Origin of the sequence: Mucilaginibacter lappiensis (assembly GCF_900155965.1) — a bacterium.
In the GTDB taxonomy this organism is placed as follows: domain Bacteria; phylum Bacteroidota; class Bacteroidia; order Sphingobacteriales; family Sphingobacteriaceae; genus Mucilaginibacter; species Mucilaginibacter lappiensis.
In genome coordinates this window covers 41,776-58,167 of the sequence record NZ_FTMG01000004.1, presented here as the reverse complement: position 1 = coordinate 58,167, position 16,392 = coordinate 41,776, and the positions used below count along the sequence as shown (strand labels likewise).

Annotated in this window: 17 protein-coding genes and 1 riboswitch; of the genes, 10 read left to right on the top strand and 7 right to left on the bottom strand. The window is 40.3% G+C overall.

The features are described from left to right. Positions 1-112: 112 nt before the first annotated feature. Positions 113-1,351: a nucleoside recognition domain-containing protein gene (locus BW976_RS09850; RefSeq protein WP_076372947.1), complete on the bottom strand. Its 1,239-nt coding sequence runs from the start codon at positions 1,349-1,351 to the stop codon at positions 113-115. An 84-nt stretch (positions 1,352-1,435) separates the two neighbouring features. On the opposite strand from BW976_RS09850, the gene BW976_RS09845 reads away from it, so the two are divergent. From BW976_RS09845 to BW976_RS09825, 5 genes are all read left to right on the top strand, one after another. Continuing rightward, the gene (locus BW976_RS09845) at positions 1,436-1,873 is read left to right on the top strand and encodes a DinB family protein (protein WP_076372945.1); all 438 of its coding nucleotides are present in this window, start codon (positions 1,436-1,438) and stop codon (positions 1,871-1,873) included. A gap of 350 nt (positions 1,874-2,223) precedes the next feature. After that, entirely contained in the window at positions 2,224-2,640 is a 417-nt protein-coding gene (locus tag BW976_RS09840; RefSeq protein WP_076372943.1) for a DUF3052 family protein, read from the top strand. A 92-nt stretch (positions 2,641-2,732) separates the two neighbouring features. Next, complete coding sequence (locus BW976_RS09835; protein WP_076372941.1) at positions 2,733-3,164, top strand: OsmC family protein; 432 nt, start codon at positions 2,733-2,735, stop codon at positions 3,162-3,164. 24 nt (positions 3,165-3,188) lie between these two features. Then, positions 3,189-4,025, top strand: a complete 837-nt coding sequence (locus BW976_RS09830; protein ID WP_076372939.1) for a maleylpyruvate isomerase N-terminal domain-containing protein — start codon at positions 3,189-3,191, stop codon at positions 4,023-4,025. 468 nt (positions 4,026-4,493) lie between these two features. After that, positions 4,494-5,867, top strand: a complete 1,374-nt coding sequence (locus BW976_RS09825; RefSeq protein WP_076372937.1) for an OmpA family protein — start codon at positions 4,494-4,496, stop codon at positions 5,865-5,867. 108 nt (positions 5,868-5,975) lie between these two features. Here the strand turns inward: BW976_RS09825 and BW976_RS09820 are convergent, their stop codons facing one another. Further along, positions 5,976-6,359, bottom strand: coding sequence for an SRPBCC domain-containing protein (locus tag BW976_RS09820; protein WP_076372935.1), 384 nt, complete (start codon positions 6,357-6,359; stop codon positions 5,976-5,978). Between the two features lie 37 nt (positions 6,360-6,396). Next, positions 6,397-6,987: an acetate uptake transporter gene (locus BW976_RS09815; RefSeq protein ID WP_076372933.1), complete on the bottom strand. Its 591-nt coding sequence runs from the start codon at positions 6,985-6,987 to the stop codon at positions 6,397-6,399. 103 nt (positions 6,988-7,090) lie between these two features. Here BW976_RS09815 and gpmA point away from each other — a divergent pair, with 103 nt between their 5' ends. Further along, on the top strand, positions 7,091-7,780 hold the full coding sequence (gpmA, locus tag BW976_RS09810; RefSeq protein ID WP_076372931.1) for a 2,3-diphosphoglycerate-dependent phosphoglycerate mutase: 690 nt from the start codon (positions 7,091-7,093) through the stop codon (positions 7,778-7,780). A 75-nt stretch (positions 7,781-7,855) separates the two neighbouring features. Continuing rightward, complete coding sequence (locus BW976_RS09805; RefSeq protein ID WP_076372929.1) at positions 7,856-8,344, top strand: hypothetical protein; 489 nt, start codon at positions 7,856-7,858, stop codon at positions 8,342-8,344. Between the two features lie 50 nt (positions 8,345-8,394). On the opposite strand, the gene BW976_RS09800 is transcribed toward BW976_RS09805, so the two are convergent. The 4 genes from BW976_RS09800 to BW976_RS09785 form a co-directional block, all read right to left on the bottom strand. Next, positions 8,395-9,630 (bottom strand): homoserine dehydrogenase, encoded by a 1,236-nt coding sequence (locus BW976_RS09800; protein WP_076372927.1) that lies wholly within the window; start codon positions 9,628-9,630, stop codon positions 8,395-8,397. Then, complete coding sequence (locus BW976_RS09795; protein ID WP_076372925.1) at positions 9,630-10,685, bottom strand: homoserine O-acetyltransferase family protein; 1,056 nt, start codon at positions 10,683-10,685, stop codon at positions 9,630-9,632. Before BW976_RS09795 ends, BW976_RS09800 begins: the two co-directional genes overlap by 1 nt. A 96-nt stretch (positions 10,686-10,781) precedes the next feature. Next, complete coding sequence (locus tag BW976_RS09790) at positions 10,782-12,107, bottom strand: O-acetylhomoserine aminocarboxypropyltransferase/cysteine synthase family protein (RefSeq protein WP_076372923.1); 1,326 nt, start codon at positions 12,105-12,107, stop codon at positions 10,782-10,784. A gap of 253 nt (positions 12,108-12,360) precedes the next feature. Continuing rightward, positions 12,361-12,471: riboswitch (SAM riboswitch) on the bottom strand. A 191-nt stretch (positions 12,472-12,662) separates the two neighbouring features. Then, the gene (locus BW976_RS09785; RefSeq protein WP_076372921.1) at positions 12,663-13,778 is read right to left on the bottom strand and encodes a trans-sulfuration enzyme family protein; all 1,116 of its coding nucleotides are present in this window, start codon (positions 13,776-13,778) and stop codon (positions 12,663-12,665) included. A 79-nt stretch (positions 13,779-13,857) separates the two neighbouring features. On the opposite strand from BW976_RS09785, the gene BW976_RS09780 reads away from it, so the two are divergent. The 3 genes from BW976_RS09780 to BW976_RS09770 all read left to right on the top strand — a co-directional run bounded on the left by BW976_RS09780 (position 13,858) and on the right by BW976_RS09770 (position 16,389). Then, positions 13,858-14,385: a hypothetical protein gene (locus BW976_RS09780; RefSeq protein WP_076372919.1), complete on the top strand. Its 528-nt coding sequence runs from the start codon at positions 13,858-13,860 to the stop codon at positions 14,383-14,385. An 87-nt stretch (positions 14,386-14,472) separates the two neighbouring features. Then, positions 14,473-15,669, top strand: coding sequence for an aminofutalosine synthase MqnE (gene mqnE, locus BW976_RS09775; protein WP_076372917.1), 1,197 nt, complete (start codon positions 14,473-14,475; stop codon positions 15,667-15,669). A 99-nt stretch (positions 15,670-15,768) separates the two neighbouring features. Then, entirely contained in the window at positions 15,769-16,389 is a 621-nt protein-coding gene (locus BW976_RS09770) for a histidine phosphatase family protein (protein ID WP_084192145.1), read from the top strand. Positions 16,390-16,392: the final 3 nt, after the last annotated feature.

The following is a 16,392-nucleotide window of genomic DNA, read 5'->3' as shown; positions in this document are numbered from 1 at the left end:
GAATCCGTACTCTTATACGGAATATTTTTCCTACTGGTTACAAAAAAAGGAGAAGAATATGAGGGAAAATTAACCTGTCAGAAAATTTCGTAAATCGCTAAAGATAAAATTGTTAACCAAAAAACAAGTAGGCCACCAGGATAGCGGCAATGATACCGGCAAAATCGGCTATTAAGCCTGCCGGGATAGCGTAACGCGACCTTTTAATACCCACCGAACCAAAGTATAAGGCCACAATATAAAAGGTAGTATCTGCCGAACCGTTGAATACGCAGCCCAGGCGCCCTGCAAAACTATCCACACCAAAGGTTTGCATGGTATTGATCATCATGGCTTTTGAACCCGATCCGCTCAGGGGTTTCATGTAAGCCACAGGCATGGCATCCACAAAACGGGTATTGAGGTTAAATTGGGTACATACCCAGCGCAAACCATCATTCATATAATCCAGCGCCCCGCAGCTACGGAAAACGCTGATACCTACCAGCATGGCTACCAGGTAAGGTATTATTTTTACTGAAGTTTCAAATCCACTTTTGGCACCTTCAATAAAAGCATCAAACACATTAACCTTTTTAATCAAACCGCCCAAAATAAACATTACGGGTATGCTAAACAGCAAAAAGTTACTGCCAATGTTTGATACAGCACTGATTTGCCCCTTGGTTAAGTAATGGGTAAAGCACCAAACCAACAGCGTTATGAAAGCCGTTAAGCCCCCCAGCCAGGTAATAATTACCCTATCGAGCAGGTTTATTTTCTGCTTAACAGCCACCACCAGCAAACCCACAACCGTGGCTACATAAGTGGCAATAATACAAGGGATAAATACATCGGTAGGATTGGCCGCATTTAATATGGCCCGCTGGGCTATAATGGTAACCGGTAATAATTGTAATCCGGAGGTATGTAACACCAGAAACATGATCTGGGCGTTGGAGGCTGATTCTTTATCCGGGTTTAACTCCTGTAGGCTACCCATGGCTTTTAAACCCAATGGGGTGGCCGCATTATCGAGCCCCAATAAATTGGCCGAAAAGTTCATGAGCATTTGCCCCGTTGCCGGATGATCACGTGGCACCTCGGGGAAAAGCCGGCTAAAGAAAGGTCCAACAATACGCGAAAGAAAATTAATAGCACCGGCCTTTTCGCCAATATTCAATATGCCCAGCCAGAAAGCCATGGCGCCAACCAAAGGCAAAGCGATATCCATTACCGATGATTTGGATGAGCTGAATATACCATCAACCAATAACTTAAATGCTTCTGCATCACCAAAAAATATCAGTTTGATAAAGGCAACTACAAAGGCGATCAAGAAAAAGGCTATCCAGATATAATTAAGAACCATCGGCTATGTTTAAGGCTTTGAAGTTAATGGTTTTGTTATTTAATATGAAATAACAATCTTTAAATACTATTTGATTAAGACAAAATGAACCACGTTGTACAAGAATTAAGCGATACTATTAATGAGTTTCAGGATATCCGGTCGCGGGCAATTGATTGGGAAACACGACCGGCACCCGATAAATGGTCAAAAAAAGAGATTCTAGGTCATTTGATCGATAGCGCGCAAATCAACTTGCAGCGGTTTATACGCTGTACTTATGAAGAAAACTTCAGGCTCACTTATGAACAGAACGCATGGGTAACGGTACAGCGTTATCAGGAAGCTGATATTAAAGACCTGATTAACCTTTGGACATTATTGAATAAACAAATTATCAGTGTACTAAAAAACTACCCTTTAGACAGGGTAGATGCCCGCTGCGACAATAGCAAACTAGAACCCAACCTGCAAACGGTGGCATGGCTGGCCAATGACTATCTGGAGCATTTAAAACATCACCAGGGGCAAATTTTATCATAACTGGATATTTATAAATTCAGGCAAATTTTTCGTATCTTTATATCCATAAAGCAGCCCGGTTTTTCTGATCAAAAGGAAAAACCGGGCTGTTTAGTTAAGAGAAAATAAGGCTCAAAAACCGAACGTTTGATATGTTATTATTTGATTATCAAATATTTAATACTTCTTAAATTTTTAAAAACACATCAAAACCATGTTAAAATTTGTTAAAAAGTGTTAAAATCGATGTTTTTTAAGTGATTTTCGATCAATTTTCATCCATTTTTGAGCATAAAAGTGTTAAAATTATAGGTTTAAAAAGTTTTTCACCGTAACAAAATTTAAAAGCATCACCTAAATCAGACCATACCATGAGCGGATATTCAGGAACACCACTGGCAAAAAAGCTGGGCATTAAACCGGGGTTCAGGATCAAGCTGATCAATGCACCAGATCATTACATGGAATTGTTTACCGACCTCCCAGTAGAGCTCTATTTTGATGATACACTGAGTCTGCAAAAGGATTTTATACATTTTTTTACCCTGAATAAGGATGAGCTATTGATCAGGTTACCGTTATTGAAAGGGCAAATTAAACCAGATGGTATGATATGGGTTTCATGGCCAAAAAAAGCATCCAAAGTGGTAACGGATGTAACCGAAGACCTGGTGAGGGGTACCGCCCTTAAAAGCGGGCTGGTTGATATTAAAATTTGCGCGGTAGATGAAACATGGTCGGGTTTAAAACTAGTGATACCTGTAAAAGACAGGCAACCATCAGTTTAAGATCATTTTTATAAAAAAACCATATAAAGCATCCCCAGCGTACTTTATTAAGCGGGTGTAAATACCTAACTTAGCCTTACAATATATTCAATATGCCTAATAAAATAGAACTTAAACGTGTACATGGTGATTTTGGGTTTGAAGCGGTTGACGCCTACGGCCATACCGTAAAAATGGATAGCAGCCCTGAGAGCGGTGGTGATAATTTTGGTGTTCGCCCCATGCAGATACTTTTAATGGGCCTTGCAGGCTGTTCGGCCATTGACGTGATCAGTATCCTGAAAAAACAACGCCAGGATGTAAAGGATTATAAAATGGTTGTTAACGGCGACCGGGAAGCAGGTAAAGAGCCTTCATTATGGAAGGATGTTGAAATTGAATTTCATTTATACGGTGATATTGACGAGGATAAAGCTGCCCGCGCGGTTGAACTGTCATTAACTAAATATTGCTCTGTGGCAGCCACCTTGGGTAAGGCAGGCGCAGATATTAAATCAAAAGTTTTTGTACATCCTGCTATATAAGTATAGCAGGATCAATTAATTTTTATGATAAGCAGGGATGTACCCATACAAACAATACATCTTTTTCCTATTCTGGATCAATTGCTTATCGAACTACTTAAATCTTTGTCGCCCGATGACTGGAACAAGCCTACTGTAGCCAAGCATTGGACGGTAAAGGATATCGCGGCTCATCTTTTGCATGGCAACGTGCGTACTATCTCCTCCAAACAATCATTCACTGGAGATACACCGCCGGTGATCAATAGTTACCGGGATCTGGTTAATTTTCTTAATGAGCAAAATGCGATCTGGGTAAAAGCCATGAAACAGGTAAGTCCCGATCTGCTTATAGAGTTACTTGAAACAACAGGCCCACAGTTCACAGGCGAATTAGCGGAGTTAGACCCTTTTGGCGTGGCTAAATATGCAGTGGCCTGGGCAGGAGAGGAACAGTCGGCCAATTGGTTTCATATGGCCAGGGAGTACACCGAAAAATGGCATCACCAGCAACAGATACGCGATGCAGTAAACAGGCCGGGTATTATGCACCGCGAACTCTTTTATCCTTGTATAGCTACTTTTATGTATGCTTTGCCGCATACTTATCACTTTGTACAGGCACCGGATAATACTTTAATTGAAGTAATCATAGAAAGCGAAGCTGGTGGCACCTGGCATCTTCAAAAAGGTGCGGATAAATGGGGCTTTGTAAATGAAAATAATAAATCTGCTGATAGTAAAGTAATCATCAAGCCAGATATTGCCTGGAAGCTTTTCACAAAGGCCATCACTCCGGAAATTGGGATTCAAAATTCCGTATTAGAAGGTAATCACGAATTCGGAGAAAAAGTATTTGACACCATTGCCGTGATGGCCTGATCATATCATATTTATTATTATATCACAATAAGTATTATATACATTCGTTATTCGTTTTAATAATAAATTAAAAAATACCCATACTAACGAAATTTCATCCAAATTTCATCTTCAACATTTTCTCCTTTTATAAACAATACATTGATAATTAGCTATTGTATAGATTAATATATACAAAAATAAGTTTTTTAATACAGACTGTACTGTTTTTAACTCATTAACTATATGGTACAAAAAATCAGTAACTCACAATTATAACCCGTTAAAACACGGGTTTCTCTTTTGTCCATTTACAACTCTTAAAACGGGTTCTATCAGTCATTTATACTTAAATTTTAGCCCTAAAATTTAAAAGATTAGTATAATTTTATCCTGCATGACTTCTCCCAAAAAAACCTGCTGGCATTAATGTTGCCTAAGGGGGGGTATGGTTTATTGAACAGTAAACCACTAATTAAACACAACGATATGAAATCAAATTTAAAAAAAACCACGCTGCTGCTAACAGGACTTATGGTAGGTGGTAAACTATTTGCCCAATCACCTGACACAACAGCTTCAAGTTACGATTATGTAAAGCCTTTTTCAGGTGGTGATAAATTACGCACCTGGTCTGTAGGTGTGCATGGTGGTTTATTAACTCCCTACACCATTTTTGGCACCAACGGCAGACAGGATTTTAAAAATCCAAAAGAACAAGTTGGATATGGTGCTTACATTAAAGACCAAATACTACCATCATTAGGTATCCAAGCCGATTTCCTAAGAGGTAAAGTAAAAGGTGATAACAGTCAGACAAGTGCTAATGGCACGGTTTACAGCCAGTACTCTACCAACATTAACTGGTCGGCAGCCCTGAGTGCTAACATTACATTGGCGAACATTAACTGGCGCCATGACAAACCATTTATTCAGCCTTATTTAACCGTAGGTGCTGGTACCATGAATTACACACCTAAAATCACTACCCCTGGTGGTCAGGAAACTAACTTCAAAACCGACGGAAAGGGTTCAATTAATGAAATCTTTATCCCGATAGGTCTTGGTTTGAAATTTGATATTGCACCAGGTGTAAATCTTGATTTAGGTTACCAGGTTAACTTTGTACAATCTGATAACTTTGATGGTTATAACTACGGATCAACCAATGACAGGTTCTCCTACGCACACATAGGTTTGGAATTTGCTTTAGGTAGTCCTAAAAAACCTCAGATGGCAACACACAACCCTGTATCATCAATGCGTAAGGAATACTTATGGGAAAATCAACAAACCAAAACCGCATTACAACAAGAAATTGATGCAGAAAAAGCTAAAAACGACCAGTTAAGAAATGATTTGAACACTACTAATGCTAACCTTGCCAAATTAACAACTGATAGTGATGGCGATGGAGTACTGGATATTAATGATAAATGTCCAAACACACCTTCTGGTACTCAGGTAGATGGTTCAGGTTGTCCATTAGCTAAACCGGTTATTGTTGTAACAGAAGAAGACAGAAAAGTGGTTAGGGATGCGATTAAAAACCTGGAATTCGATTTGGGTAAATCAACAATCCGTGAGCACTCATTGCCAAGCTTAGACAGAGTTGCTAACTTGCTGATCAACAGAAACTTCAGCTTAAAATTAGCTGGTCACACTGATAACACAGGTTCTAAAGATTTGAACATGAGATTATCAAAAGACCGTGCAGAATCAATCAAATCTTACTTAGTAAGCAAAGGTGCTAATGCATCACGTATTGAGGCTACAGGTTATGGTCAAACACAACCAATTGCATCTAACAAAACAGCTGCTGGCCGTCAGGCAAACCGCAGGGTTGAATTCACACTATATTAATAGTTGGATTTCAGTTTAGATATAATCTCTAAAACAGCAAAGCCGCTCAAATGAGCGGCTTTGCTGTTTTAGCTTTATATTTTGTTATACTCTCCTTTGGCTTAAGTTTTATTCTCCTTCAAAAAAATCTATCAGACCACCAAAATAACTGTTGTTCCAGCCATCAACCATATCATCAAAGTCGTTATCCGGAATGTTAGTATGCCGTAGTTCAACCGATGATCCTCCTTTATCAGGATGTAGTTTAATGGTTACTATGGAATTATCAGATTCGCCCTCAAAATACCATTGTTGTACTATTTTTTTCCCAGGCTCAAATTCCAGGTTTTTCCCGGTAATGCTACCATCCCACATAGAAAATTCGGAATCCGGTTCGGTCGACATCTCGGCCGTTTCACCTGTCCACAATTCTAAGGTAATAGGATTGGTTAAGGCCATATAAATCTCTTCGGGAGTGGCCGGTATGCTGTAATATTTTTTAAAATCTTTCACCTGCGCAATTTAGCAGAATTAATTTTAGCTTTTTAAATTAAACATTAACAGGGCCAATGGGCAATACAACCCTGCCATAAACCTCATTCAATACATTGGCTATACCGGTATATATAGCCGATGCACCGCAAATGATACCCTCGTACCCGGCCAAATGTTTTATACTGCTGTTACCAGTAGCATCGCCGGCAACAAGTAAAAAGAACAGTATGGTTAAGGATGCAAATACAAACTGTAGCGCACGGTTTAATTTCAACGTTCCAAAAAACAACAACAAAGTAAATACTCCCCAAACGCTTAAATAGGCACACATGGCACCTTCTGATGGTGCTGCGCCCCAACCTAGTTTAGGCATCACTATTAAACCAACTAACGACAGCCAGAAAAAACCATAAGAAGTAAAAGCCGTTAAACCAAAAGTGTTATTCTTTTTGGCTTCAATTACACCCGCAATTATCTGTGCTAATCCGCCATAAAATATACCCATGGCCAGTATCATGGTGTTCATTTCAAAAAAACCGGCATTGTGAATGTTTAATAATACGGTGGTCATGCCGAAGGCACAAAGACCAAGAGGAGCGGGGTTGGCAATGCCATCTTTAACAGTTACGGGTGTTGTAGGAATCATAATAGGTTAGATTTTTTAATTGGTTCACCGCAATCTAACAGATTTATAAATATTAAGCAAATTTTTGCAACTCAACGGGTACTTTTGTGTTAAGTATTTACCTATGCAAAAATTAGTATTGATACGCCATGGCGAAAGTGCCTGGAACCTGGAGAATCGCTTTACCGGCTGGGAAGACGTTGATTTATCTGAAAATGGTTATGAGCAGGCCAAAAATGCTGGCCGCATACTTAAAAAGAACGATTATAACTTTGATGTCGGCTTTACATCATACCTCAAACGATCTATTAAAACACTGCATTTGGTATTGGAAGAGTTAGACCACCTTTGGATACCCGTTGAAAAATCATGGCGACTAAACGAACGTTTTTATGGCGCGCTACAGGGCATGAATAAAGATGATGCCATAGCTAAATATGGATCGGAGCAGGTGCTAAAATGGCGGCGCGATCCTAATGAACATCCGCCGGCTGTTACACGTGATGATCCACGTTATCCAGGGCATGATCTTCGGTATAATGGCCTAACGGAACGTGAATTGCCGCTAACAGAAAACCTGGGAGAAACTATGGACCGTGTTTTACCCTTTTGGAACGAACGTATTGTAAAAGCAATGCGCCGTAATCAAAAGGTAGTGGTGGTTGCACATGGAAACAGCCTGCGCTCCCTAATTAAATATATTGACCATTTGAGCGATGAAGAGGTAAGCAACCTTGAAATACCTACCGCTACTCCCTGGGTATATGAACTTGATGAGGGTTTGAATCAGATAAGGCATTATTACCTGGATTAACATACTATATCTTTTGTATGTGAGGTATTTGTTTATATTCGTTGCACTATAAATAAACCTTATCCCACTTAAAAGATGAAAAAGTCTGATGTATATGAAATTACCATAAAAATTCTTGGTATTTATCTTTTTGTGGCAGATATCTCCAAATTACCCAGCTTACTAACTTTTTTGAGTGCACATGGTGGCAATATAAATGCAGAGCAACCTACAGAACAGATTAACGCCTTATGGATAGAAGGTCTGAGCTTTGTCTTATTACTCATACTGGCAATTTTTCTCATAGCTAAAACAAAATTCATTACACGCATAGTCACCAATTCGGCAGATTACCAGGAAAATGCAAAATTATTTGCCGACAGGAAGGTGATTTATGAAATGGCGCTCCTGATCATCGGTGGTTTACTGATTGTTAATACCCTGCCCGATCTGATCTACAGAATATATAATCTTACTAATGCTGCTGATCAGCAAAGTGTAATATCCTCCTGTTCAAGATTGTTTATAGGAATTATCACAGTTGCTTTCGGTAAACGCATAGCGGCTTACTTTGCTAAAGTCTAAATAAAAAGGCCCCGTTTCCGGAGCCTTTAATACTATTGTAGCAGATCAACTTATACAGCCTCGGCTGCCAGCTTTCTTTCTGCCGCCAAACTCACACCTGTAAGCTGATCAGCAAAAGCAATAAAAGCCTTGCTCTCAGAAATAAGATCCTGATTATCTATCAGATTTTGAAGATTCACTTTTCCGATAACAAATTTATAACTACCCGAGTAATAACGTTCTTGTATGTGTTCAAAATTCAAAGCTTCCACCAGGCTTTCGTCATCATACCTCAGGTAAACGTTCAGTTCAATATTGTTGGTAAAGTTAAGGTCGGTCTTTTCTTTAGCCTTTTTATACTCGTACTGATAGTTATAACGTAAGGCAGCAATGTCAGACAATACAGCCGATCCGGTAGGGTGGCCACCTGCGCCTTTACCAAAAAAGAATTGCTGATCGGCGAATGCCGCTTGCACGGTTACACCGTTGTATTCGTACTCTACGTTGTATAAAAACTCCGTTTCGTTTACAAATTTAGGCAGTACAAATAAGGCTACATGACGTTCATCCAGTTCTTTAGCTACAGGAACCAACTTTATTTTCAGATTTTTCTCGCGGGCATATTGCAAATCTTGAGCGCCGAGATTTTGTATACCGAAGTTAAACACCTCATCAGGTTGTACAATTACACCATAGGCATGAGCTGCGGCTATTACGAGCTTATATTTGGCATCAAACCCACCCACATCACTGGTAGGGTCGGTTTCTGCAAAACCAAGATCCTGCGCTTGCTTTAAGGCGCTATCATAATCAAGCCCCTCGATAAAACCTTTTGAAAGTATATAATTTGATGAACCATTAAAAATACCACTGATGGAATGCAGCAATTCATTATCATAATACTCTTCCAGATTACGGATGATCGGGATACTACCGCAAACTGCACCCTCATATAATAAAGATGTACCATGTTTATGCTGTAATTCGATCAATTCTTCCAGATGAAGGGCGATCATTTTCTTGCTGGCCGAAACCACATTTTTACCTGAACTTAATGCCCTTGATACAATTTCAAAGGCAGCTTCAGTGTCATTGATTAGCTCTACGATGGTATTAATCTCCGGGTTATTCAACAGTTCGTCTCGATCGGTAGTAAATAAATGTGCAGGCAAGGAACGTTCCTTATGCGGATCCTTGATGGCAAATTTTACAATTTCAATGTTTAAATTTTTAGTTTTAACGATATCATAAAGTCCTTGTCCAACAACTCCAAATCCAAATAATCCGATATTTAACTTTTTACTCATTATGCTGTACGTTGTAGTTCTATAATTTTTCCTTTTACATCAGTTTTGAAAAACGATGTGATAATATTTGTTAATGCTTCTGTTTCAATTAAAAATCCATCATGTCCATAAAACGAGTCTAACTTAGCAAAAGCTGATTTAGGAATATGCTGGAACAGGTATTGCTGTTCTTCGATCGGGAACAATACATCTGAGTGGATACCGATCACCAGCGTACGGGCTTTGATCTGGCTCAATGCTTTTTCAACTCCGTGACGTCCGCGCCCTACGTTATGCGAATCCATTGTTTTGGTTAAATACCAGTAACTGTAGGCATTAAACCGGTTCACCAGCTTTTGCCCCTGGTAACTTTGATAAGTCGAGGCGCGATAATCATCCGTTTTATCGTCACTCTCTTCTTGTTGGGTTATGGAATAAGTTTTATATCCTCGATAGGAGAGCAGGGCAATGCTTCTTGCGGCTTTAAGTCCTTTTTGACCACCGTCTGGCGTATTGGCATAAAAAGTGCGATCGGTAGTAATAGCCAAACGTTGCGACTCATTAAACGCGATCCCCCAGGGCGAATGACGCGCATTGGTAGCAATCAGTATCAGGTTTTTGATCCGTTCCGGCTCTATAATAGCCCACTCAACCGCTTGTTGCCCACCAAGTGAACCGCCTATAAGGATGTGGATATTATCTATCTGTAAATGATCAGCAAGCAATTGGTGAGCCTTTATGATATCCCTGATAGTAAATTGTGGAAACGCCTGGTAATAAGGCTGTCCGCTTACCGGGTTAATACTTAAAGGATTACTTGTACCATAAGGCGAACCCAAAATATTCGCGCACACAATAAAATGTTCTTCGGGATTAAAAAGGAAGCCGGTACCTACCAGACCTTTCCACCAGTCAAATACATCGGCATTGGCGGTAAGGGCATGACAGATCCATATCACGTTGTCTTTTGCCTTATTCAGCCTGCCATAGGTATGAAAACCAATTTCCAGATCCTGTATTTCCTGACCCGATTCGAATTCAAATGCTTCTGTGTACTTAAATATTTCTGTATTCATTATTTTATAAAAAATATTTACCCCCCTCTAAATCTCTCCCGGAAGGGGAGACTTTTTTTAAGCCCTCCCTTCCGGGGAGGGTTTGGGTGGAGCCTGTTATACTAACTCTGCAGCAAGCTGCTCTACTTTGGCAAATGCCTGTTCAAAATCGGCCTTGATATCATCAATATGCTCAATACCTACCGATACTCTTAATGACGTTGGTGTAACACCTGCTGATAATTGTTCTTCATCAGAAAGCTGCTGATGCGTTGTGGCTGATGGCTGAATAATTAATGTTTTGGCATCACCCAGGTTAGCCAGATGGCTTACCAGTTGCAAACTGTCAATAAAATGACTTGCCTGTTGTTTGTCGCCTTTAATCTCGAATGATAAGACTGCCCCAAAACCATTTTTTAAATATTTTTTTGCCAGCGCATGATATGGTGACGATTGCAAGCCAGGATAGCTAACTTTAGCTACCTGCGGATGCTGCTCCAGCCATTTGGCCAGTTCCAGTGCGTTATCTACATGGCGTTGTACCCGTAATGACAAAGTTTCCAAACCCTGAATGTTCAACCAGGAGTTAAATGGCGACTGTGAAGGGCCAAAATCACGCAGGCCTTCAACGCGAGCCCGTATAATAAACTGGATGTTGCCAAACGGACCATCAATACCAAATACATCTGCAAATACCAATCCGTGGTAACCTTCAGATGGTTCCGTAAACTGTGGAAATTTCCCGTTACCCCAGTTATAATTACCACCGTCAACAATAACACCTCCAATACTGGTACCATGGCCGCCTATCCATTTGGTGGTTGATTCTACCACGATATGGGCTCCATGTTCCAACGGACGGAACAAATATCCTGCAGCACCAAAAGTATTATCTACAATAAGTGGCAAATCATGCTTTTTAGCCAAAGCAGCTACTTTTTCAAAATCAGCAATCGCGAAACCTGGGTTACCAACGGTTTCCAGGTAAATGGCCTTAGTTTTATTATCTATTAAAGATTCAATATTTTCGGCACTATCATCTTTTGCAAAGCGAACATCTATGCCTAATCGCTTAAAGGCTACTTTGAATTGATTGTATGTACCCCCGTACAGGAAAGGGGAGGTAACAAAGTTATCGCCCGCCTGCAAGATATTGTTTAAGGCTATAAATTGTGCCGCCTGACCAGATGCTGTGGCCAAAGCCGCAACACCGCCCTCTAAAGCCGCTAAACGTTTTTCAAACACATCTGTAGTAGGATTCATTAAACGGGTGTAGATATTACCAAATTCCTTCAGCGCGAAGAGGTTGGCCCCGTGCTCCGCGTTTTTAAATACGTAGGATGTGGTTTGATAAAGTGGTACAGCCCGTGAACCTGTGGTTGGGTCAGCTTCCTGACCTGCATGTAATTGTAGAGTTTCGAATTTTAAATTGTTGGCAGACATAGTTGTAAGATTGAAATGTGTTTAATTAATTTTTTAACGATTTGATGGATTTTTAACTGGCTGGTAAATGCTCTTTACCAGTTGTTGCAACACGTGTATTTTTCGGGATCGGAAAAAGAGGACGTGTTAAGTCGATCAGCAGCAGCAACACATACAAATACTGCTAATATTTAAGCTAATATGTTGTATATTACCGTTTAAGGTGCTAAAAATGTTGTACTGATTAAATTTAATTAAACTTTTCATGGTTATAAATTTATATTCCCCGGGGTTATTTTCCGGGACAGGAATTGGCACCTTCTCCAATTTTGGAGGGTTGCCAGCGGGTCATTGAGCCTGATCTCTCGCCGCTTCTTTATAAATCAAAACCCGAACTATCGCGGAGAATTGATCAATGGTATCGCTACCAAATATTGTTGCAAATATAGGATGATATATATTGAAATTCCAAATTAAATTTTATTAAACAAGCTAAAGGCTAAAAGCGGAAAGCAAAAAGCCTGCTTATTTGATAAGCGGGTTATCGCTTTCAGTCTTAAGCTTTGTGTTTCTTGCTTAGGCCAGGGCTTGCTTTAAATCCGCTATCAGATCATCAATATGTTCTAATCCAACAGACACTCTCAATAGGTTACGTGGCGTTTTAGTATCCGGCCCTTCTACCGTTGCACGGTGCTCTATCAGGCTCTCAACACCTCCCAGGCTGGTGGCACGGGTAAATAAATTGAGTTTGTTAATGATGTTGTGGGTATCGTTTTCATCGCCCTTAACGATAAAGGATAACATACCACCAAAAGCCAGCATTTGTTCTTTAGCTATGGCATATTGCGGATGCGATGGCAAACCCGGGTATAGCACACGTTCTACCATAGGGTGTTGTTCTAAAAACTCTGCCAGCAATTGTGCGTTTTGAACATGACCTTTAACACGATAAGGTAGTGTTTTAATGCTGCGGGCCAGATAATAGCAGTCGGTTGGAGAGGGGATAGCACCGCCCATTTCCTGTACCTGGCGTATTTTTTGCCACCATTCGCTTTTTTCGGCAGTGATTAGCGCGCCCCCCATCAGATCACTATGGCCACCAAAATATTTTGTTGCGGAGTGCATCACCAGATCGGCACCCAAAGCAAGCGGTTGCTGACATATCGGAGTAGCAAAGGTATTATCGCAAACTACTTTAATCCCTCTGGTTTTTGCAACAGCTACAATCTTCTTAATATCAGTTATTTTAAGCAGTGGATTTGACGGTGTTTCTATCCAGATCAGTCCGGTTTCGGGCTTAATATATTGTTGCAATACATCAGTATTGTTTACATCAATAAAGTCAAAGGTTAAAATACCCACAAACAGGTTTTTAAGCTGGTTACGCAAACCATGATACATATCATCAGGCGCTATGATATGTGTACCGGTAGGCAGTGATTGGAATACAGACATACCAGCAGCGTTACCCGATGAAAAAGAAGCCGCATCAGCACCGCACTCTAATTGAGCTAATACATTTTCTAGTGACGCTCTATTGGGATTTGATGACCGGCTATAGATATGCCCGCCAGGGAAATCACCATCGATACCGCGTTCAAAAGTGGTAGATAATATAATAGGCTGTATAACAGCTTTTGATGACTCATCTTTTTTATTCCCGGCGTGGATAGCTATAGTTTCAATCTTCATTTGGCCAAATTAAATAAGATTATTTTTATAAGATGTAACGGAGGGAATAATTGTTCCGTAATATTTTAAAACCTGCATCATGAAAACGCTATTCTTATCTATTATCATTATTTTAATTGCAATAACCAGCTGCAAAAAAGATGGCATCGCCAATGAAAACGACTTTAACAAAAGCTATAACGCCTGGATAAGCTTTAAGAATAGATCGCATAGCTCGTATCAGTATACCACTAACTTTGGGTCTGTTTTCGGCTATGGTAGTGAAACAAAAATTGCAATAATTAATGGAACAATTGTTTCCAGGGATTTTACCGCTGTTCAACTACGTCGGGACGGCACTAATAAACAGGATACTGTTGCCCAGTGGCATGAGGAAAAATCGAGCTTAAATACCCATGTTAATCAAGGTGGGGAACTACTTACTTTAGATGATATTTATCAAAAAGCCAAAACCATTTGGCTAAAAGCCGATAAGAAATCCAATGATATTTATTTTGAAACAAAAAACAAGGGTATGATATCGAGTTGCGGCTTTGTCCCCAAAGGCTGCCAGGATGATTGTTTTAACGGTATAACCATAGGCGCAATAACCTCTGTGCAATTTTAGTGTCATTTACTTCCATCCACTTTGCAATGAATTATCTCATAAAGCATAGTTTTATGCTTTTTAGTACATTTGCGCAAAGTTTTTTTCATGGAAGCTGAAGGTAATTTACAGTTATTATTACAAAATCCGGATCTATCCGCTGATTTAAAGCACATTGCCGAAAAAGTTCTTAACAGCGAACGCATCACCTTTGATGAAGGCGTGATCTTGTATGAGCAGGGCGACCTGGGTTATCTGGGCGTTTTAGCCAATTACATCCGCGAAAAACGGCACGGGCTTAAAACCTATTTCAATCGTAATTTTCATATCGAGCCTACTAATTTGTGTGTTTATGACTGCAAATTTTGCTCATACTCTCGCTTGCTGAAACAAAAATCGGAAGGTTGGGAGTACACCATGGACGAGATGTTTAACATGGTGACCAAATATGATGGCGAACCGGTAACCGAAGTACATATAGTAGGTGGTGTTTTACCGCAATATGACGTACCCTTTTACCAGGAGCTTTTTAGCCGTATCCGCGCGCATCGCCCGGAGCTGCACATCAAGGCATTAACACCGGTTGAATATCATTATATATTTAAAAAAGCTAAAATTGACTATGCTACAGGTATGCGCCTGATGCATGAAGCTGGTTTACAGTCGATACCTGGTGGTGGTGCCGAGATTTTCCACCCAGAGGTACGTGACTTGATATCTAAAGATAAATGTACCGGCGACCAATGGCTGGCCATCCATGAAGAATGGCACAAATTGGGGAACCGTTCCAATGCTACCATGTTATACGGGCATATTGAAAAATTCTGGCACCGCGTTGATCATATGGAACGTTTGCGCCAACTGCAGGATAAAACCGGAGGTTTCCAAACCTTTATACCGCTAAAATTCCGTAACCAGGATAACCAGATGTCGCATGTGCCCGAGTCAACGGTGGTGGAGGATCTGCGTAATTATGCAGTGGCGCGTATTTACCTGGATAATTTTGATCATATTAAAGCTTATTGGGCCATGATCAGTCGTACTACCGCGCAACTATCCCTGAATTTTGGGGTTGATGATATTGATGGTACACTGGATGATACCACTAAAATATACTCCATGGCGGGTGCCGAAGAACAACACCCGGGCATGAGTACCAAACAGCTGGTAGAGCTGATAAAAAATGTAGGCCGGCAGCCAATTGAGCGTGACACATTATATAATGTGGTAACCGACTTTACTAACTTTGAATTCCCAGAAACTGAGCCCAAACCCCAGTATTACAAGTTACCGGTAATTAATTAGGTGAAAAGCTTAAAGCAGAAGGCTAAAAGCCTAAAGCAATAAAAAAACAAGCAAATAAAGCTTTAGGCCTTCGGCTTTTAGCTTTGGGCTTAAGACTGAATGATACAAAAAACCTTATATATAGTACGACACGGCCAAACAGAGCTTAACAGACTGGGAGTTGTGCAGGGTCGGGGAATGGATACCGATTTAAATGATGAAGGACGTAAGCAGGCTTCACAATTTTATGAAGCTTACAAAAGCATACCCTTTGATAAAATATACATATCGGCCCTAAAGCGTACTCAGCAAAGTATTCAGCCTTTTATTGATCTGGGTATTCCATATCAAAAATTATCAGGTTTAGACGAACTGGCCTGGGGAATACATGAGGGGCAACCTGCAACTGCGCAAAACAAAGCTGCCTTTTTACAAATTATGCGCGACTGGCTTGATGGCCGTTTAGACAGCAAGTTTGAAGGTGGCGAAAGCCCGAATGAGGTGGAAATACGCGAACGGGAAGCCCTTGACGTAATCATGAGCCATCCCGAAGAAAAAACCGTGTTGATATGTATGCACGGTCGCGCCATGCGCTTGTTGCTTTGTATCCTAAGCGGAAAATCCCTTACCGAAATGGATACTTTTCCGCACCAAAACCTGGTTTTATATAAAGTAATATATGACGGCGAAAAATTTGAGATCGTCGATTTTAATAACTCCGAACATTTAAAACAATCCTGAAAG

Excerpts from the sequence above, each read along its gene's own strand:
- BW976_RS09850 (WP_076372947.1), bottom strand. The coding sequence starts at position 1,351 with ATGGTTCTTAATTATATCTGGATAGCCTTTTTCTTGATCGCCTTTGTA.
- BW976_RS09845 (WP_076372945.1), top strand. The coding sequence starts at position 1,436 with ATGAACCACGTTGTACAAGAATTAAGCGATACTATTAATGAGTTTCAG.
- BW976_RS09840 (WP_076372943.1), top strand. The coding sequence starts at position 2,224 with ATGAGCGGATATTCAGGAACACCACTGGCAAAAAAGCTGGGCATTAAA.
- BW976_RS09835 (WP_076372941.1), top strand. The coding sequence starts at position 2,733 with ATGCCTAATAAAATAGAACTTAAACGTGTACATGGTGATTTTGGGTTT.
- BW976_RS09830 (WP_076372939.1), top strand. The coding sequence starts at position 3,189 with ATGATAAGCAGGGATGTACCCATACAAACAATACATCTTTTTCCTATT.
- BW976_RS09825 (WP_076372937.1), top strand. The coding sequence starts at position 4,494 with ATGAAATCAAATTTAAAAAAAACCACGCTGCTGCTAACAGGACTTATG.
- BW976_RS09815 (WP_076372933.1), bottom strand. The coding sequence starts at position 6,987 with ATGATTCCTACAACACCCGTAACTGTTAAAGATGGCATTGCCAACCCC.
- gpmA (WP_076372931.1), top strand. The coding sequence starts at position 7,091 with ATGCAAAAATTAGTATTGATACGCCATGGCGAAAGTGCCTGGAACCTG.
- BW976_RS09805 (WP_076372929.1), top strand. The coding sequence starts at position 7,856 with ATGAAAAAGTCTGATGTATATGAAATTACCATAAAAATTCTTGGTATT.
- BW976_RS09800 (WP_076372927.1), bottom strand. The coding sequence starts at position 9,630 with ATGAGTAAAAAGTTAAATATCGGATTATTTGGATTTGGAGTTGTTGGA.
- BW976_RS09795 (WP_076372925.1), bottom strand. The coding sequence starts at position 10,685 with ATGAATACAGAAATATTTAAGTACACAGAAGCATTTGAATTCGAATCG.
- BW976_RS09790 (WP_076372923.1), bottom strand. The coding sequence starts at position 12,107 with ATGTCTGCCAACAATTTAAAATTCGAAACTCTACAATTACATGCAGGT.
- BW976_RS09785 (WP_076372921.1), bottom strand. The coding sequence starts at position 13,778 with ATGAAGATTGAAACTATAGCTATCCACGCCGGGAATAAAAAAGATGAG.
- BW976_RS09780 (WP_076372919.1), top strand. The coding sequence starts at position 13,858 with ATGAAAACGCTATTCTTATCTATTATCATTATTTTAATTGCAATAACC.
- mqnE (WP_076372917.1), top strand. The coding sequence starts at position 14,473 with ATGGAAGCTGAAGGTAATTTACAGTTATTATTACAAAATCCGGATCTA.
- BW976_RS09770 (WP_084192145.1), top strand. The coding sequence starts at position 15,769 with ATGATACAAAAAACCTTATATATAGTACGACACGGCCAAACAGAGCTT.